At 36.8% G+C, this 17,946-nt stretch carries 17 protein-coding genes and 1 pseudogene; 4 read left to right on the forward strand and 14 right to left on the reverse strand.

The features are described from left to right. Window positions 1–5: 5 nt before the first annotated feature. Together C7N65_RS06980 and lacG are read left to right on the forward strand one after the other, a co-directional pair. Window positions 6–1,709, forward strand: coding sequence for a PTS lactose transporter subunit IIBC (locus C7N65_RS06980; RefSeq protein ID WP_105993758.1), 1,704 nt, complete (start codon window positions 6–8; stop codon window positions 1,707–1,709). Window positions 1,710–1,854: 145 nt separating this feature from the next. After that, window positions 1,855–3,261 (forward strand): 6-phospho-beta-galactosidase, encoded by a 1,407-nt coding sequence (gene lacG, locus C7N65_RS06985; protein WP_105993759.1) that lies wholly within the window; start codon window positions 1,855–1,857, stop codon window positions 3,259–3,261. 59 nt (window positions 3,262–3,320) lie between these two features. On the opposite strand, the gene arsC is transcribed toward lacG, so the two are convergent. The 14 genes and pseudogenes from arsC to C7N65_RS07055 form a co-directional block, all read right to left on the reverse strand. Then, window positions 3,321–3,725, reverse strand: a complete 405-nt coding sequence (gene arsC, locus C7N65_RS06990; protein WP_199790663.1) for an arsenate reductase (thioredoxin) — start codon at window positions 3,723–3,725, stop codon at window positions 3,321–3,323. A gap of 13 nt (window positions 3,726–3,738) precedes the next feature. Then, window positions 3,739–5,028, reverse strand: a complete 1,290-nt coding sequence (arsB, locus tag C7N65_RS06995; protein ID WP_105993761.1) for an arsenite efflux transporter membrane subunit ArsB — start codon at window positions 5,026–5,028, stop codon at window positions 3,739–3,741. Between the two features lie 2 nt (window positions 5,029–5,030). Continuing rightward, a pseudogene (locus tag C7N65_RS07000) lies at window positions 5,031–5,346 on the reverse strand (ArsR/SmtB family transcription factor). Window positions 5,347–5,469: 123 nt separating this feature from the next. Then, window positions 5,470–6,405, reverse strand: a complete 936-nt coding sequence (gene lacD / locus C7N65_RS07005) for a tagatose-bisphosphate aldolase (RefSeq protein ID WP_105993762.1) — start codon at window positions 6,403–6,405, stop codon at window positions 5,470–5,472. Then, the gene (locus tag C7N65_RS07010; protein ID WP_105993763.1) at window positions 6,402–7,349 is read right to left on the reverse strand and encodes a 1-phosphofructokinase family hexose kinase; all 948 of its coding nucleotides are present in this window, start codon (window positions 7,347–7,349) and stop codon (window positions 6,402–6,404) included. The genes lacD and C7N65_RS07010 overlap by 4 nt, the downstream gene beginning before the upstream one ends. After that, window positions 7,349–7,864, reverse strand: coding sequence for a galactose-6-phosphate isomerase subunit LacB (gene lacB, locus C7N65_RS07015; protein WP_105993764.1), 516 nt, complete (start codon window positions 7,862–7,864; stop codon window positions 7,349–7,351). The genes C7N65_RS07010 and lacB overlap by 1 nt, the downstream gene beginning before the upstream one ends. A 17-nt stretch (window positions 7,865–7,881) precedes the next feature. Next, a complete protein-coding gene (locus tag C7N65_RS07020) occupies window positions 7,882–8,313 on the reverse strand; it encodes an RpiB/LacA/LacB family sugar-phosphate isomerase (protein WP_105993765.1) in 432 nt (143 codons plus the stop codon). Between the two features lie 204 nt (window positions 8,314–8,517). Next, window positions 8,518–9,267, reverse strand: a complete 750-nt coding sequence (locus C7N65_RS07025) for a DeoR/GlpR family DNA-binding transcription regulator (protein WP_105993766.1) — start codon at window positions 9,265–9,267, stop codon at window positions 8,518–8,520. A 76-nt stretch (window positions 9,268–9,343) separates the two neighbouring features. Continuing rightward, window positions 9,344–10,252 (reverse strand): ribonucleoside hydrolase RihC, encoded by a 909-nt coding sequence (gene rihC / locus C7N65_RS07030; RefSeq protein WP_105993767.1) that lies wholly within the window; start codon window positions 10,250–10,252, stop codon window positions 9,344–9,346. A 137-nt stretch (window positions 10,253–10,389) separates the two neighbouring features. After that, window positions 10,390–10,680 (reverse strand): cytochrome aa3 quinol oxidase subunit IV, encoded by a 291-nt coding sequence (gene qoxD, locus C7N65_RS07035; protein WP_105993768.1) that lies wholly within the window; start codon window positions 10,678–10,680, stop codon window positions 10,390–10,392. Then, the gene (qoxC, locus tag C7N65_RS07040; protein ID WP_105993769.1) at window positions 10,677–11,279 is read right to left on the reverse strand and encodes a cytochrome aa3 quinol oxidase subunit III; all 603 of its coding nucleotides are present in this window, start codon (window positions 11,277–11,279) and stop codon (window positions 10,677–10,679) included. The genes qoxD and qoxC overlap by 4 nt, the downstream gene beginning before the upstream one ends. Then, a complete protein-coding gene (gene qoxB / locus C7N65_RS07045) occupies window positions 11,272–13,254 on the reverse strand; it encodes a cytochrome aa3 quinol oxidase subunit I (RefSeq protein WP_105993770.1) in 1,983 nt (660 codons plus the stop codon). Before qoxB ends, qoxC begins: the two co-directional genes overlap by 8 nt. After that, the gene (qoxA, locus tag C7N65_RS07050; RefSeq protein ID WP_105993771.1) at window positions 13,254–14,366 is read right to left on the reverse strand and encodes a cytochrome aa3 quinol oxidase subunit II; all 1,113 of its coding nucleotides are present in this window, start codon (window positions 14,364–14,366) and stop codon (window positions 13,254–13,256) included. Before qoxA ends, qoxB begins: the two co-directional genes overlap by 1 nt. Window positions 14,367–14,666: 300 nt before the next feature. Continuing rightward, window positions 14,667–14,984 (reverse strand): DUF5011 domain-containing protein, encoded by a 318-nt coding sequence (locus tag C7N65_RS07055; protein WP_105993772.1) that lies wholly within the window; start codon window positions 14,982–14,984, stop codon window positions 14,667–14,669. Between the two features lie 470 nt (window positions 14,985–15,454). Here C7N65_RS07055 and C7N65_RS07060 point away from each other — a divergent pair, with 470 nt between their 5' ends. Continuing rightward, window positions 15,455–16,603, forward strand: a complete 1,149-nt coding sequence (locus C7N65_RS07060) for a globin domain-containing protein (RefSeq protein ID WP_105993773.1) — start codon at window positions 15,455–15,457, stop codon at window positions 16,601–16,603. Between the two features lie 158 nt (window positions 16,604–16,761). Continuing rightward, window positions 16,762–17,838 carry a M42 family metallopeptidase gene (locus C7N65_RS07065; protein WP_105993774.1) on the forward strand — a complete coding sequence of 359 codons (1,077 nt, stop codon included), beginning with the start codon at window positions 16,762–16,764 and terminating at the stop codon, window positions 17,836–17,838. Window positions 17,839–17,946: the final 108 nt, after the last annotated feature.

Below are 17,946 nucleotides of genomic sequence, written 5' to 3' on the forward strand. Positions count from 1 at the left end.
ACAGCATGAATAGAATTATCAAAATGATTGAAAAAATGAAACCTTTCTTCGAAAAGATTGCATCTAACCCGTACTTATCTGCAATCCGTGATGGTTTCGTAGCTTTAATGCCAGTCGTTTTATTCTCATCTCTATTTATCTTGGTAGCTTATGTACCAAACGTATGGGGATTCCACTGGCCAAAACACATTGAAGACATCATCATGAAAGTTTATAACTTCACGATGGGTATGTTAGCCGTCTTTATGGCGGGTACTGTAACTAAATCACTTACCGACAATAGAAACTTGAAATTACCTAAAACGAACCAAATCAACGTAATTTCAACATTCGTAGCAGCTGAAGCTTCATTATTAATTTTAGCTGTTAAACCAATCAAAGATGGTATCAGCATCGATTTATTAGGGACTAAAGGATTAATCGCAGCATTCTTAGTCGCATTTATCGTACCTAATATCTATAAATTCTGTATTGGTAGAAATATCACAATCAAAATGCCTCCGCAAGTTCCAGGTAACATCGCGCAAGCATTTAAAGACATGATTCCTTTTGCATTATCAGTAACATTCTTCTGGATCGTGGACATTGTAGTACGCGCCTTAACTAAAGGTAACACTGCAGAATTGGTAACTAACTTGTTATCTCCATTATTCAGAGCAGCCAATGGTTATATCGGATTTGCGATTATCTTTGGATTTATGGCGTTCTTCTGGTTTATCGGGGTACACGGTCCTTCAGTAGTAGGTCCTGCAGTTATCGCGATTATGTACAACAACCAAGTAGAAAACTTACGTTTATTCAGAGCAGGTGAACATGCGCATTATGCATTGACACAATCTACTCAAGATTTCGTAGCATCGATCGGTGGTACTGGTGCAACACTATTAGTGCCATACATCTTTATATTCCTATGTAAATCGCCAGAGTTGAAAGCGGTGGGTAAAGCTTCGGTTATCCCGACTACATTCGCCGTTAACGAACCATTATTATTCGGTGCACCGATCATCTTGAACCCAGTGTTCATGGTTCCATTCATTATTACACCAATTTTAAACTCTTGGATTTTAAAATTCTTCGTAGATAATCTTGGAATGAACGGATTTATGCACTTCTTACCTTGGCCTACACCAGGTCCAATCGGTATCTATATGGCATCTAACTTCTCAGTATTGTCATTATTATTAATCGCGATTGTATTAGTATTAGACTTTACAATCTGGTTCCCATTCATCAAAGCATACGACAAATTAAAACTTGACGAAGAACATGAAATTGAATTGCAAAAAGCTGCAGCAGCAACTGCAGGCGGCGGTACTGCAACTGCAGCTCCAGTTGAACCTGTAGTAAGCGCTGAAGATTTCAAAACACGTGATCATACAAACGTTTTAGTTGTATGTGCCGGCGGCGGAACAAGCGGTATCTTAGCAAACAGCTTGAACAAATATGCAAAAGATAACGACATTCCTTTAGAAGCTACAGCACGTGCTTATGGTCAAGATATGGACTTAATTAAAGATATGGATATCGTCATCTTAGCTCCTCAAATGGATGCGATGAAAGATGAAATGAGAAAATATACTGATCAATACGGTGCAGTATTAGTACCGACAACAGGTAAACAATACATTGGCTTAACTCGAGACGGAGAAGGCGCAATGAAATTGATTTTCGAAAAAATCAATGAAAACAATGAAGAAAGTAAAAACTAAGCAACTTAGTTAATCCACACATCTCAGCCCCTTGTTGCATCACACACGACATCTTTGAATTTTCATAAGCGGCAAGGGGCTCCATTTGTGTGTGATGTATTTAGTAATATTGAAGATATTAATTAACTAAAAAGGAGACAGTTTAATGAGTAAATTACCTAAAGACTTTGTATTAGGTGCCGCAACTGCAGCATATCAAGTTGAAGGTTCAAGTACTGTGGACGGTAAAGGCCGTGTATTATGGGATGGATTTTTAGAAAAACAAGGTCGTTTTTCACCAGACCCAGCCAGCGACTTTTACAATCGTTATGAAGAAGATATCAAATTAGCATCAGAATACGGTATTAAAGCCATTCGTATTTCAATTGCATGGTCACGTATCATCCCTGATGGCACAGGTGAAGTAAATCAAAAAGGTTTAGATTATTATCGCAAAGTATTTGAAACTTGCCGTAAATACGACATCGAACCGTTTGTAACACTTCATCACTTTGATACTCCAGAAACACTATTTGAAAAAGGTGACTGGTTAAACAAAGATCAAATTAATGCATTCGAACGCTATGCAGAGCTTGTATTCGATGAATACAACGATGTCGTAAAATATTGGATTACCATCAATGAACCAATCGCGTATGTTCAAGGCCAATATATTACAGGTGCTTTCCCTCCTGGTGAACAATACAACACTTTAAAATGTTTACAAGCACAACATAACCAAATCGCTGCACATAGCCGTATCGTGAACTTATTCAAATCAAAAGGCTATGAAGGTGAAATCGGTTTAGTACATGCATTGACTCAATTTTACAGCATCGATGATCAACCATTAAATCAAATCGCTGCTTACAAACATGATATCTTTATGAATGGTTTCATGTTAGATGGTACTTTCTTAGGATATTACACACCAGCTAAATTAACTGTAGTGAAAGAAATCTTAGGAGAAGAATTTGATAAATTAGATATTCGCAAAGAAGAATTAGAAGATATCAAAAAAGCAGCACCGCAACTTGATTTCTTAGGTATTAACTACTATCAAAGTAACTGGATCAAATATCATAACGAAGAAAGTTATATTCATCATAATGGTACAGGTGATAAAGGTACTTCAGTCTTCCGTGTTAAAGGTATCGGCGAAGTAGTTAAAAACGAAGCGATTCCTACAAATGACTGGGATTGGTACATTTATCCTGAAGGCTTGTACGATATGATGGAACGTGTTAAAAACGACTATCCGAATTACAAAAAAATCTACGTTACAGAAAACGGCTTAGGCTACAAAGATGTACTTGAAGACAACGGCGAAGTACACGATGACGAACGTATTGATTATGTAAGACAACATATCGAAGCGATTGAACGTGCTTATGCAGATGGTATTAATGTTAAAGGTTACTTCATCTGGTCATTACAAGATATGTTCAGTTGGTCAAATGGATACAATAAACGTTATGGTTTATTCTATATCGATTTCGAAACTCAAAAACGTTATGTTAAAGATAGCGCGAAATGGTATAAACAATTATCTGAAGATATTTATGGTAAGTAATGGAAAGTAAGAAACACCTCGGAATTTTCTCCGAGGTGTTTTATTTTTTATATCACACGTTATTGGCCAGTATCTTTAAATTGTAAAATTCTTTCGCCGATTTGGTCTCTCACATTTTGAAAGACAGACCAATCTTTACCGGCTGGGTCTTCAAAGCCCCAATGTACTTTAGTAACGTTTTGGGGAACAACAGGGCAATTTGCATCCGCATGATCGCATAAAGTTACGACCAATTTCGCTTTAGCATATAAATCAGTATCGATTTTATCAGAGGTTTGCTTGCTGATATCAATGCCGATTTCATCCATTGCTTTAACCGCAAGCGGATTGACACCATGTGCTTCAATACCGCCTGAAACAACTTCCCAAGCATCACTTAAAAATTTCTTTCCAAAACCTTCTGCCATTTGACTTCGACAAGCATTGCCTGTGCATACAAAATAAATAATTGGTTTTTCCATCATTTTGTCCTCTTTTCTAAATAAGTAATAAAGATAAATATAATCTGACTAACGTGATAAATAACACTGGAATGGTTATTACAATACCCGTTTTAAAGTAGGTACCCCATGATATTTTCATTCCTTTTTGAGATAACACATGTAACCACAATAATGTGGCCAGCGAACCGATAGGGGTGATCTTAGGACCTAAGTCAGAACCTATTACATTCGCATAAATCAAGCCTTCTTTAATGATGCCTGCCGCATGAGCTTGATTAATCGCAATCGCATCAATCATCACAGTAGGCATATTGTTCATAATTGCTGAAAGAATGGCAGATAAGAAGCCCATACCTAAAATACTTGAGAACAGGCCATGTTGTGAAAATTGGTTAATCATATCTGCTAATAAAGACGTAATCCCTGCATTCTTCAATCCGAATACTACAAGGTACATACCGATAGAAAAGATTACAATGTTCCATGGTGCGCCTTTAATAACGCTGCGTGTGTGAACAGCACTGGAATGTTTGGCCAGCAATAAGAAGATAATTGCGATTAAGCCTGCGATAAATGAAACAGGAATATGGAGTAATTCTCCAATGACATAGCCTGCAAGCAAGACACCTAAGACAATCCAGCTGATGCGAAATAAGCGATGATCTTTAATCGCAGAATCAGGTGTTTTCAACTGTGCAGCATCAAAATGTTTGGGTATCGCCTTTTTAAAATAAATGTATAACACGATGATACTTGCGAATAATGAGAAAAGGTTAGGGATTATCATATGCGCAAAGTAATCTAGGAAACTAATATTGAAATAATCAGCTGAGACAATATTGACTAAGTTGCTGACGATTAAAGGTAAAGAAGTTGTATCTGCGATAAAACCACTCGCAATGATGAATGGAAAGATCACGCGTTCATTAAATTTCAAGTGTCTGACCATCGCAAGGACAATCGGTGTTAAAATCAACGCAGCACCATCATTTGCGAACAGCGCAGCAACCACAGCACCTAATAACATGATGTAAACAAACATCTTTATACCATTGCCGTTAGATGCACGTACCATATGTAATGCGGCCCATTCGAAAAAGCCGATTTCATCTAGAATTAATGAAATGATAATCAGTGCAACAAAGGTCAATGTCGCATTCCATACAATGGATGTCACTTCACCAACATCACTCAAAGAAACAACGCCTGTAATCAATGCGAGCAGGGCACCGATAACAGCAGTAATGCCTATATCCAAGCCTTTCGGCTGCCAAATAATAAAAATTAAAGTCAAAATAAATATAACAATTGCTGTAATAACCAAAGTTAACAATCCCCTTTATTTAACGTATGACAAGCACATGACGCTTGCGATGTACCTATGAGATTTAATTGTGCTAATAAATCTTGATACGCTGCTGTATTTAAGCGGTAATAATGCCGATTGCCATCCTTACGGCTATGTATTAGATTTATTTGCACTGAGCGCCTTCATATGATGACTGAGGGTAGGCTGTGTAATATGAAAGTGTGCTAATAAATCGCACGCACAAAGCTCCCCGCAAGAAAGCAAATTAAGTATTTCTAAACGAATAGGGCTAGCTATTGCTTTTAATAGTGTAGAGATATTTTCGTAATTCATCCTTAATCACCTCATTCCATAAAATAGATTATCATCTATATAGATAATTATCTATATAGAGTGTAATAAAAAAAGCCTAACAACCAAATGATTGCTAGGCTAATAAAATGATATTTTACTTAATTATTTAATAGGGTTAGCAGTTTCATCTAAAACTTTGTTTAAGCTTTCGATGTTGTTTTTACCTTCAGTACGGAACCATTCTTGAACAGCTGCATCACCTTCAGCAAAGTGATCTGTAGCACCTCTCCAAGTAGCACGGCCGCATAATACACCGTTAAATGTAGAACCAGATTCTTTAGCGAAGTATAAAGTTTTTTGGAATAACTCAGCTGATACACCAGCACTTAAGTAGATGTAAGGTAAGTTAGTTGAAGCAGCTTGTTCTTTGAATGCTTGAGCAGCTTCTTCTTTAGTGAATAATGCTTTTTCACCGAATCCTTCAACATAGTTCATGTTTACAGGTACTTCTACTTTTAATACGTCTACATTGAAACGAGGTTCAGAGTATTTTTTCATTGCTTCGTTTACTTTGTGTGCTTTAACTTTAGCAAATTCTTCTGAACCGCTGTCAGCGTTGTTAGCATCGTAAGAAACGATTTCTAAGAATAATGGTAAACCTTCAGCAACACATTCGCTGCCTACACGTTCAACGAAAGCTTCTTTTTGATCATTGATTGCTTTGTCTTCGTCGATGTCAACGTATACTAATAATTTAACTGCATCTGCACCAGCTTCTTTTAAGCGTTTAACAGACCATACGTTTAATAAATCAGGAATACGACCTGGTTCTGAAGCATCATAACCAGTTTTTTCATAAGCTAATAATAAACCAGCGTTTTTAGCACGAACTTTAGTTGCTGGAAGACCGTATTCAGGGTCTAATAAGATACTTGAAGCATATGGAGTTAATTCTTCAGAAACGTGAACTTTAAATTGTTCTAAGTCTTCAGTTTTAGCACCTTCGCCTAATAAGCGTTTTAAAGCACCGCGTTGGTCGATTGCTAATGCAGCAATATAGTTTTTGTCATTTAATAAAGGTTTAATTGATTTTGTCATGATGTAAGATCCACCTTTTCAATTGTTATTTGATTACTGAATTTTTCGAAATTATTTAAATCAATGTGTCCAGTTCTTGCTTCTAACGCATTAGAGATACCTGCTGCCATAGAATAAGCAGAAGATTCTTTAATTGAAGCATCTTTAGAGATACCGTAGCAGAAGCCTGCTAAACTGCTGTCGCCTGAACCAACTGGGTTCACTGCAACAACTTTAGGAATATCAATATTAAAGACTTGTTGTTCGTAGCGTAACAACGCACCATTTTTACCTAAAGATAATAAGATATATGGAATGTGTGTTAAGCTGTCGTCTAATAATTGATTCGCTAAGTCGATACTGTCTGAATTCGTAATTGCTTTAATCTCTTCATCGTTCGGTTTGATCAAAAGAGGAGGGCAATGTTTTGAATGATTAACAGTATAGTTTAATACTTTGCCAGAAGTATCTAAGCAAACTGGAATGTTTTGTTCTTTAGCGACTTCTAATAATTTAACGTAGTAGTCTTCAGGGAATCCTTTTGGCAGACTTCCTGAAATCGTTACTAAATCAAAGTCAGAGATAATCGTATTGAAATGTTCTAAAAAGCGTACTTGAATTTCTTCAGGCTGTAATGCGCCGCTTTCTAAGATTTCAGTTTGAGTATTTTCGCTTGTTACGGCAATACATAGACGAGTTGAAGCAGGAGAAACAGTGAAATCATGTTTGATATGTGTTTCATCCAAATTGTTTGTTAACCACTCGCCGAATTTACCGCCGATAATTCCTGTACATGTAACATCAATACCTAGTTCACTTGCCACACGTGCGACGTTGATACCTTTACCGCCAGCTGATTTAAAATCTTCTGAAGCACGTTGAACTGAATTGATTTCAAAGTTGTCTAAAGGATAGTTGATATCAATTGCAGGATTTAATGTAACGGTTAATAATTTGAAAGCCATTAGTCGTGGTATTCTCCGTTATTCCATTTTGTAAGGAAATCATCAAACATATCTGGTGAATAATGAACATCTTCAGGTTTTAATGTTTCATCCATAGCTTTGATGATGGCATCTTTTTCTGGAGTTGGTTCATATTCTGTTTCAGCGAATGTATCAACGATATTTTTAATTAAGTCTACACCAGTAACCATACCGCCGGCAGCGATAACATTACAGTTGTATTCAGATCTTGCTAAACGCGCGCTTGTTGCATCACGAACTAAAGCAACACGTGTACCAGGAACTTTTGTAGCACTTGCACTGATACCTACACCAGTACCGCATAATGCAACACCAAAGTCTACTTCGCCTGTAGCTACTAAATGACCGATACGTGTACCATAGATAGGGTAGTGTGTACGTACATAGTCATATGTTCCTACATCGATAACTTCATGTCCGTTATTTTTTAAATAAGTAGCAACTTCTGCTTTAATATTTGTAACAATATGGTCACAACCAATAGCGATTTTCATAATTTAATATCCTCCTATTAACATAAAGAATTTAACATATCTACTCTGATTTGATGACGTCCAGCGTCATATCCTGCTTTTAAGAATGCTTTAACACAGTTTAATGCATTCAATTTACCAACTACTTCGCTTCCTAATACGATAACGTTTGTATTGTTGTGTCTGTGAGTCATTTTAGCTGATTGCTCATCAGATACAGTTGCTGCGATGATATTTTTTTGTTTGTTCGCAAAGTTGAAAGGTGCAATACCGTAATTATCAATGATAATTGCTTTAGTACCTTCGTGTTCTTGAACATATTTAGTAACCTCAAATGTAATTTCAGCAATGTTAGTTGCTTTGCTGTTTACAGATAAGTCCTCGATTTCGTACTCAGCATCTGCTAAAGATTTTAGAATGAAATCTTTTAATTCTTTTGACTGTGAATCACTATGAATAACAATAGACATAATAAATCCTCCTGTTCGAAAATGTTTTATTTTGTGCTTATTTAAAATATACACTTTAGAGGATAATCTGTCAATTTGATAGATTGTTAAAAATGAGTAAAGATGTTGATAATAGGGGATATTCAAGTCATTGATATGAAAATTTTCATGAATTAGACAAAATAAAAAACGCACATTTTTATGTGCGTTTGTGTTCGTTTAGGGTTATAGAATTTCTGTAATTGCGCTGTATTTTTGTGTCAGCGGTTGTGTTATTGCGTCATCTGTAATAATCGCATCAATCGCATTTAGTTTATAGAAGACAGTGAAAGCGCGTGTGTTGAATTTTGAACTATCTGAAACCAGATATTTCTTAGTGGAACGATTCAATACAATTTCATTTGCTTTGCCTTCTTCTTCGTTTGCTGTGGTCGCATCATTATCGCTGATGCCATTCACACCGATAAATGCTTTATCTATATGCAGCTGTTCTAACATCGTGTTAGCAAGCTGACCGATAAAGGAACCGGTCTTCTTACGGTAGCGGCCGCCGATTAATACGATATCCATATGTTCAAGTGTTTCGTATTGCTCAAAGATGTATAGTGAATTTGTAATAATACGAAGGTGCATATGCTTAATAAAAGGGAAGATTGCTTCATTAGTCGTTCCTGATCCGATGAAAATAGTATCTTCGTTTTGAATTAAGTGACTGGCTTTTTCAGCAATCATACGCTTTTTATCACTATGAAGTGCTTTTTTCTCATCGTTGGCCAATTCATTATAGAAGGTGTGCATAAGGACTGCACCGCCATGTACACGCACGAGGAGTGCTTTGTTTTCTAATTCTTTTAAATCACGTCTTATCGTCATAGGTGCGACATTCATAGCGTCAGATAATTCGCTCACACTGACACTGCCGTTTTCTTTCAGGCTTTTTAATATTTTTTGATGTCGTGCTTCTTTTAAATTCAATATAAATCACAACCTGGCTATTAATTTCAACTTTGTAATTATTATAGCATACAAGCAATGTTTGAATATGCAGGGACTATTTTGCGTGTGCTAATGCATCATAGAATAAGCGTTTGAATTTGCTTTTGTCTACAGCTAATACAACAGTCACAGGCTTTTCATCCGCATTATAATCTACCACTGTAGCACCTCTGGTATGCTCACCATTTAATTCGATATCTACATGTGCGTCTGCTGTCTTAAAGTCATCTGAATGCAAGAGGTATAACATAGTATAAGCATCATAAACAGCTAGGCCGCTGTCGAACTCATCTCCATGATAATGATTGAACATATGATACAGCATATCAGTCGTTTTATTGATAGACTTCAATTCCTCGATTGCTGAGCTTGAAAGGCTGGCACCTCTTGCAACATCCAAGCCTACCATCGTGATAGGGAGGCCAGCATTAAAAACAATGTCTGCTGCTTCAGGATCACAGTAAATATTGAATTCAGCAGCAGGTGTGACGTTGCCTCGACCAGCACTGCCGCCCATCAGTACAATCTCTTTTACATTTGTTTTAACTTCTGGATACGTTTTAAATAACAAAGCTATATTTGTCAGCGGACCGATCGGTACAATAGTAATCGGTGTATCAGCATTTAAAAGTGTCTCTTTCATTGCTTGAATGGCTGAATTAGATGACAGTAATGACGGGTCTGGTTCAGGCAGTTTATAACCGCCCATACCAGTTTCGCCATGGACATGAGAGGCATCAATAGGGTTGTTAATCAAAGGTGCAGCTGCGCCTCTATGTACAGGAACTTCGCTATTAAAGAATCCTTTTAGCTGCAATGCATTGCGTGTTGTTTTATCTATATTGACATTGCCATGTACAGTAGAAATCATTTTAACATCTATTTCAGGGTGATTGAGTGCGATACTGATAGCGGCCGCATCATCAATACCTGGGTCTGTATCTAAAATAATTGGAATAGTCATTACTATATCCTCCTTATATTCATTTAATAGGTTACTCTCATATTCTATAATCCTTCAGCTTATTAGTCTAAATTTATGTATAAAAAAACTGGCAGGGGAGAACCCTGCCAGTTTTGTGCATCATATATGCAATGCTATTACATATGAGCACTGTGTCCGCCGACCATAACCCAATAAGAACCGATAATAGTTACTAGGGTAATGATAATGGCGAAGATAACTTTGAATAATTGTGTGCGTCCGTCGCGACCTTCAGTTAAGTGCATGAACATTAACAATTGAAGTGCTGCTTGGATAAACGCGAATCCAAAGATAATTGTAATCTTAGCATTAAGTGTCAATGATGTGTAAAGAGTCACGAAAACTGCTAATAGTGTCAAGACAATTGAGGCAATAAAGCCGACTGTGTGTTTTGCTATTGTACTCATCCGCTATACACCATCCCTATCATGTATACTGCAGTGAAGATGAAGACCCAAACAACATCTAAGAAGTGCCAGTATAAACTTACTATAAATAATTTAGGCGCATTGTCTGTATTAAGTCCGCGTCTTGCAACTTGGATTAATAAACAGATTACCCAACCGATACCTAATGAAACGTGGGCACCGTGTGTTCCTAACAAGATGAAGAAACTAGACCAGTAAGAACCGATTTGAGGTGTTACACCCTCATGAGCATAATGTGCGAATTCGTAAATTTCTAAAGCTACGAATAACACACCAAGCAATACTGTGATAATCATCCAGATCATCATTAATTTTTGCTTTTCTTGTCTCATATAATAAATTGAAATACCACAAGTATATGAACTGATTAATAACGCGAATGTCATTAATAAGATAAGCGGTAATTCGAATAAATCAGTTGTAAGCATATTTGCGTAATCGCCACCATGCTGCATGATAAGCAATGTAGCAAATAGAGTACCGAATAAAGAGAATTCAGCTGTTAGGAAGATCCAAAAGCCAAACTTATTTACTTCACCTTCATGCGATTGTGCATCAATTGTTTTTGTATCATGCATGACTCTCAGCCTCCCGTTCTTTTTCACGAGCTTCACGAAGTTTTGCTTCAGTAGCAGCTACTTCAGAAGCTGGGATATAGTAACCATGGTCGACTTGGAAACTTCTGTAAACCATAGTGCCTAAAGTACCGATTAAGCAGATAATTGCAGGTACGATAGTTTCAAATGTTAAGAAGAATGAACCTACAGTTAAGAAGATAGCCATAAAGAATCCGACAGGTGTGTTGTTAGGCATGTGGATGTCTTTATAATTATGGTTATCTAAATAGTGACGGCCTTGTTTCTTCATGTCTACGAATGTATCTAAATCATCCCAGTCTGGAGTGATTGCGAAGTTGTACACTGGTGGAATTGAAGAAGCTGTACTCCACTCAAGTGAACGTCCGATACCCCATGAGTCGCCAGTAGCGATACGTGGTTCTTTAAGGTGACTGTATACGATGTTGACTACTAAGAATAAGAAGCCGATTGACATCAGTAAAGCACCGATTGTAGAAATTACGTTTAACATGAACCAACCGTCTGATGGCATGTAAGTGTATAAACGACGTGGCATACCATCTAAACCAAGAATGAATTGTGGCATGAAACAAACGTTGAATCCGATTACGAATAACCAGAAGAACGGAATGTTCAAGCGTTCATTCAATTTGTAACCCATCATCTTAGGATACCAGAAGATAAGTGCTGCTAAACAAGCGAACACAACACCACAAACTAATGTGTAGTGGAAGTGGGCTACTAAGAAGTACGTATTATGGTACTGATAGTCTGTTGAAGCCATTGCTAACATTACCCCTGTTACCCCACCGATTGTGAACGTTGGGATGAACGCTAATGAGAATAGCATTGGCGATTCGAAAGAAATTCGACCTTGGTATAGCGTAGCTAACCAGTTGAATATTTTAACACCGGTAGGCACAGCGATTAACATTGTTGAGATTGAGAAGAATGAGTTGATTAATGGACCATTACCCATAGTGAAGAAATGGTGAACCCATACTAAGAAACTCAAGAATGCGATTGCTGATGTTGCCCAAATCATACTCTTATGACCGAATAAGTGTTTACGTGCGAACGTTGAGATAATGTCTGAGAAAATACCGAATGCTGGAAGGACAACGATGTAAACCTCAGGGTGCCCCCAAACCCAGAAGAAGTTCGCCCAAAGCATTGGCATACCACCATTAGCAACTGTAAAGAATTGAGAACCGAAGATACGGTCAATTGTCATAAGTGCTAATGTAACTGTGAAAATAGGGAATACCAAGATAACGATTAATGCAGTAACGAAAGTTGTTACTGTGAACATTGGCATATCCATGAATTTCATAGTTGGTGTTTTCATTCGTAAGATTGTTACGAAGAAGTTAATACCTGTCATAAGTGTACCGATACCTGAAAGCTGAATCGCTAGCAAGTAGTAGTTGACACCAGGGCCAGGACTGAATTCACCGGCAAGCGGTGCGTAGTTAGTCCAACCTGCAGCAGGTGAACCACCGATAATGAATGATATGTTGAATAACAACATACCACCAAAGAATAACCAGAAACTGATGTTATTCATAACTGGGAATGCAACGTCGCGTGCACCGATTTGTAATGGTACAACAACGTTCCATAAACCGAAAATGAATGGCATTGCCATGAAGATAATCATGATAACACCGTGTGTAGTAAAGATTTCGTTATAGTGGTTAGATTCCAAGAATGGGTTGTTTGGAATCGTTAATTGCGTACGAATCAAGATCGCATCAATACCACCGCGGACGAACATTAATACAGCACAAATCAGATACATTAATCCGATTTTCTTATGGTCAATTGTTGTGAACCATTCTCTGTAAAGATATTTCCATAACTTAAAGTAAGTGATTACTGCGATTACACCGATAACTAAGAATGGGGCACCGATTTGGGCCATTGTAATCATCCAGTTACCATGTACGAGTAATTCATGCCATGGGAAATTCATTAATGTTCACCTCCATTGTTTTTCTTTTGAAGCTCTTCAGCTTTTTCGTCTTTTGAACCTTTGTGAGCTTTTTCCATTTCGTCCATATTATGAGATTCGCCTTTCTTGAACTCATTATCATATGGTTGGTCGTTCTTAAGAATCATAGCTTCCATACCATGACGTTTGTACATAGCATTAGTAACTTGAGACTTACGAGCTGGATATTTAGCATCCGGTTTGTCAAGTACGCCTTCAGTTACATCGTAGAAGTTTGGATCCTTAGGTGTGTAGTGGAAACGTTTATATGCATAGAAGATGTATTCAGGGTCTGCAGCTGGGTCCACAAACGCCATGTGCGTACCGCTGAATGTCAACTCTTCGTTTTTAGTTGTAGGCAGTAATTGTTTATCAAAAGCATCTTGTGAAATCTTAGGTGCTTTTTTAGCTTTTTCTACCCATTTGTTGAACTCTGAGTTGCTTACTGCTTTTACTGGGAATGTTTGACGAGCGAAACCTTCACCGTTGAAGTTTGAGTTACGTCCACGGAACGTACCTTCTTGGTTAGCTTCTAATGTCCATTCCATTGTCATTGCAGTCATTGCATATTTTTGACCGCCAAGTTGTGGAATCCAGAAACTTGTCATTGTATCCATAGCTTGCAACTTGAATACAATCGGACGATCTTTTGGAATCGTAATGTGATTCACTGTTTCAATTTTTTGCTCTGGATAAGCAAAGAACCATTTGAATCCTGCACTTGTTGCATAAACGACGACAGGGTCTTTGTCTTTTGCAGGCGGTGCATCGTACTCATAAAGTGTTTTGACTGTTGGAATAGCCAAAGCAAGTAAGATGATAAATGGTACGGTGAACCAAATAGTTTCTAATAAAGCACTGTGATGTACTTTACCTGATTGTGTTGTATTTGAATAACGGTATTTATAAGCAAATACTGCGAATAGAACAAATACAACCACGACAATAACAAGCATAAAGATGATTGAATAAATGATCAGCCATTTCAAACTGCTTGCCATTGGCCCTTTTGGGTTAAGTACTTCCATATGTTCACAACCACTGAGTAAAATCAGTGAGCCGAACAATAGAAGCAAAGACTTGATTTTTGACACTTTATTGACCTCCTAATACTACAATTGTAGGGCTTAACAATAATTTTAGTTTATTACGCAATATTTACAAGTGGGTATAAGGATTTTTTTTAATAAAAAATAAAGAAAGCCTTACAGACACTAGGACTGACGGGCTTTCACAGATTTGTTAAATTTATGTGTCCATTTTGTGAATACTGTCATAAATCGTGGAAAACACAAAAAAGGACGCTACAATTGAGAACCCTTATCAATTAAGGGGCTGAAGGAGATAGCGTCAAAATATAAAAATATAATTCAAGAATTTAATCAGAACGGTTATTATTTGACTTCTATGTAACGTTCTGAAATATCTTTTGCGCCATCAGAATCGATGACTTGATACTGAACTTTATATTTTCCTACAGTATTTGTATCAACGTGACCGCTGACTTTGATTTGATCAGTAAGGTCACCATCTTCTTTATCATATGCAGAAACGCCGTTAAGCAAATTATAATTTTCGCCTTTTTGAATAATTGCATCTTCAACGCCTTTAAGCTTTGGAACAGTATTATCCGTAGCTTCAGCATTTAAGTTTGGTGTAACTAGTGTAGCTGAAACACCAAGAGCCGATAGTGACTGTAATAGTTTGTTCATTGTTTAAACCTCCGTATTCAATGGCTAATCATTAAATGGATAATAGTCGTACATCACTTATCGTAGGGTGATGTGCATTTAAGTTATTTTTAATATATCGATTTTCGTTCGTATTTTCATCCTACTATGGACCGAATCTTGTTAACAAGTCTTATTTTAGAGGTTTATTATGAAAATCAGATTAAAAAACTGTTAAATTTTGCGATTTGTCAAATATTTACTGTGTAAGAGAAGAAAAAATAAATAAAGGGATATAGAAAAATCAGAATCTGGTTTTTAACAAGGTCTGTATCTGAATAAAAATCTGGTCAGTTTGTTTCGAAATTGTCACAATGTCTATAAAATATATGGAAAGATTTTGAACGATACCTCAATAATATTGTCTGTTATGTGAACTCGATTACTTAAAAGTTTTAATTTCGACATAAACATATTATGATAGAAATGAGTCGAAGAGGGAGTGAAGTTTTATGTTATCTGAAAAAGATAAAGATATTATCAAACAAACAGTACCAGTTCTTCAAGAAAGAGGTGTGGAAATCACATCATTCTTCTACAACAGAATGTTTAATGAACATCCAGAACTTCGTAATATGTTCAACCAAACCAACCAGAAAAAAGGTTTGCAATCCACAGCCTTAGCTCAAACTGTATTAGCTGCAGCAGCGAATATTGAAAAATTAGGCGCAATCATGCCTGTAGTTAAAGAAATTGCTTACAAACACTGTGCACTTCAAGTACCAGAATCAGGTTACAAAATTGTAGGTGAAAATTTAATCGCCGCAATCATGCACGTGTTGGGTTTAAAAGAAGAAGATCCGATTATCCAAGCTTGGATCAATGCATATTGGGAAATTGCTGATGTTTTCATTCAAGTTGAAAAAGAAATGTATGCTGAAATGTTATGGGACGGCTTCCAACCTTTCTCAATTACAAATATTGAAAATGTAGCTTCTGATATTAAAGCATTCACAGTTTCATCTGATAAATATGATTTAAGCAATTTTGAAGCTGGACAATATATTACTGTAGATGTATCAAGCGAAAAACTTCCATATAGAGCAAAACGCCACTATTCAATTGTAGGCGGAGATGAAGATACATTAACATTTGCGGTTAAACGCGATGTATCAGAAGATAATGAAGGTGAAGTTTCAACTATCCTTCATGATGAATTCAAAGTCGGAGATGACATTAATTTATCAGCACCAGTCGGAGCATTCAGATTGCACAACACTGATAAAGATCAATTGTTACTCGCTTCAGGTATTGGTGTTACACCATTAGTTTCAATGTTTGAAAAAGCTATTGAAGTTGATGCGCCTAGCATTCAATTCATTCACAACGTCAAAGACATTAATGATGTGCCGTTTGCACAACGCTTATCTAATGACGCTGAAGAAAATGATCATGCTACTTATGAAATTCATGATCGCGAAGCAGACGGTTATATTACAAAAGAACATTTAAAACAATATATCTCAAAAGATACAGAAGTTTATGTATGCGGCGGTATTCCATTCTTAAAATCAATCGTGAATGAACTTTATGAATTGGGTGTAGATAAATCTCAAATTCATTTCGAAACATTCATTCCGCGTTTAAGTGTAGAAGTATAATCGCAACTTAAAACAAATTGCTGAAATTATGGGAGCTGCTTATTCCGAATGTTGTCGGAGTAAGCAGCTCCCTTTTTTCGTATTTCAAATCGTGTCAAAAAGTGTTCATCGTGAATAAAGATTGATATGATAAGTAGAAAAGAAGGGGGATTTTACATATGGATAAAACAAACAAATTATTAAAAACATTAACAGATGTGAATGGTACAGCAGGTCATGAGTATAAGGTTAAAAAAGTAATGAAAGATTACTTGGAACCTGTATCAGATGAACTAGTTGAGGATAATTTAGGCGGTATCTTCGGTAAGAAGAAAGCAGCAAAAGGTTCTAAAACAGTTATGGTTGCGGGACATTTAGATGAAGTAGGTTTTATGGTGACTCAAATCGATGATAACGGCTTCTTGAAATTTATACCGGTTGGCGGTTGGTGGAACCAAGTCATGTTATCTCAAAAAGTTACAGTAACAACAGACGACGATAAAGAAATCAGAGGGATTATCGGATCTAAACCGCCGCATGTGCTGACACCTGAACAAAGAAAAGCACCGATTGATATGAAGGAAATGTTTATCGATATTGGCGTGAAATCAAAAGAAGAAGCGCAAAAAATAGGGGTAGATATCGGTGACATGGTAACACCATATTCTGAGTTTGAAGTATTAGGCAACGATGATTATTTAACTGCTAAAGCATTTGACAACCGTTTTGGTTGCGCACTGGCAGTTGAAACATTAAATCATTTAAAAGATACGTCAATCAATATTGATTTAGTGTCAGGTGCAACAGTACAAGAAGAAGTAGGGTTGCGCGGTGCGAAAGTCGCAGCTAATAAAATCAAGCCGGATTTAGCAATTGCAGTAGATGTCGGTATTGCTTATGATACGCCAGGAATGGGCGGAGGTATGCATGAAGCAGAATTAGGCAAAGGACCTTTAGTTGTGATGATGGATGCTTCTGTTATCGGACACTCTGGTTTCAGAAAACATGTTAAAAAAGTTGCAGAAGAAAAAGGAATTGAAGTGCAATGGGATACAACGCCAGGCGGCGGTACAGATGCCGGCAGTATCCACTTAGCAAATGAAGGAATTCCATCTATTGTTATCGGTGTGCCTTTACGTTACATGCACTCTAATGTTTCTGTAATGCATAAACAAGATTATCTTAATGCTGTAAAACTAGTAACAGAAGTTGTGAAATCATTAGATGACGAAACAGTAGACAATATTATTTGGTAAGTACAAAAGACGAACATTCTTAATTGCGAACAAATGAAAACACGGATTTTTATAAAGAGAACGCATATAAAAAACGGGCGGCATGCTTAATTAAAAGCAAACCGTCCG

It is taken from the genome of Staphylococcus simulans (assembly GCF_002994445.1).
GTDB lineage: Bacteria > Bacillota > Bacilli > Staphylococcales > Staphylococcaceae > Staphylococcus > Staphylococcus simulans_B.

What these genes read in the sequence shown, in the direction of transcription:
- C7N65_RS06980 (WP_105993758.1), top strand. Translation starts at nt 6, where the DNA reads ATGAATAGAATTATCAAAATGATTGAAAAAATGAAACCTTTCTTCGAA.
- lacG (WP_105993759.1), top strand. Translation starts at nt 1,855, where the DNA reads ATGAGTAAATTACCTAAAGACTTTGTATTAGGTGCCGCAACTGCAGCA.
- arsC (WP_199790663.1), bottom strand. Translation starts at nt 3,725, where the DNA reads ATGATGGAAAAACCAATTATTTATTTTGTATGCACAGGCAATGCTTGT.
- lacD (WP_105993762.1), bottom strand. Translation starts at nt 6,405, where the DNA reads ATGACAAAATCAATTAAACCTTTATTAAATGACAAAAACTATATTGCT.
- C7N65_RS07010 (WP_105993763.1), bottom strand. Translation starts at nt 7,349, where the DNA reads ATGGCTTTCAAATTATTAACCGTTACATTAAATCCTGCAATTGATATC.
- lacB (WP_105993764.1), bottom strand. Translation starts at nt 7,864, where the DNA reads ATGAAAATCGCTATTGGTTGTGACCATATTGTTACAAATATTAAAGCA.
- C7N65_RS07020 (WP_105993765.1), bottom strand. Translation starts at nt 8,313, where the DNA reads ATGTCTATTGTTATTCATAGTGATTCACAGTCAAAAGAATTAAAAGAT.
- rihC (WP_105993767.1), bottom strand. Translation starts at nt 10,252, where the DNA reads ATGACTATTCCAATTATTTTAGATACAGACCCAGGTATTGATGATGCG.
- qoxD (WP_105993768.1), bottom strand. Translation starts at nt 10,680, where the DNA reads ATGAGTACAATAGCAAAACACACAGTCGGCTTTATTGCCTCAATTGTC.
- qoxC (WP_105993769.1), bottom strand. Translation starts at nt 11,279, where the DNA reads ATGCATGATACAAAAACAATTGATGCACAATCGCATGAAGGTGAAGTA.
- qoxB (WP_105993770.1), bottom strand. Translation starts at nt 13,254, where the DNA reads ATGAATTTCCCATGGCATGAATTACTCGTACATGGTAACTGGATGATT.
- C7N65_RS07055 (WP_105993772.1), bottom strand. Translation starts at nt 14,984, where the DNA reads ATGAACAAACTATTACAGTCACTATCGGCTCTTGGTGTTTCAGCTACA.
- C7N65_RS07060 (WP_105993773.1), top strand. Translation starts at nt 15,455, where the DNA reads ATGTTATCTGAAAAAGATAAAGATATTATCAAACAAACAGTACCAGTT.
- C7N65_RS07065 (WP_105993774.1), top strand. Translation starts at nt 16,762, where the DNA reads ATGGATAAAACAAACAAATTATTAAAAACATTAACAGATGTGAATGGT.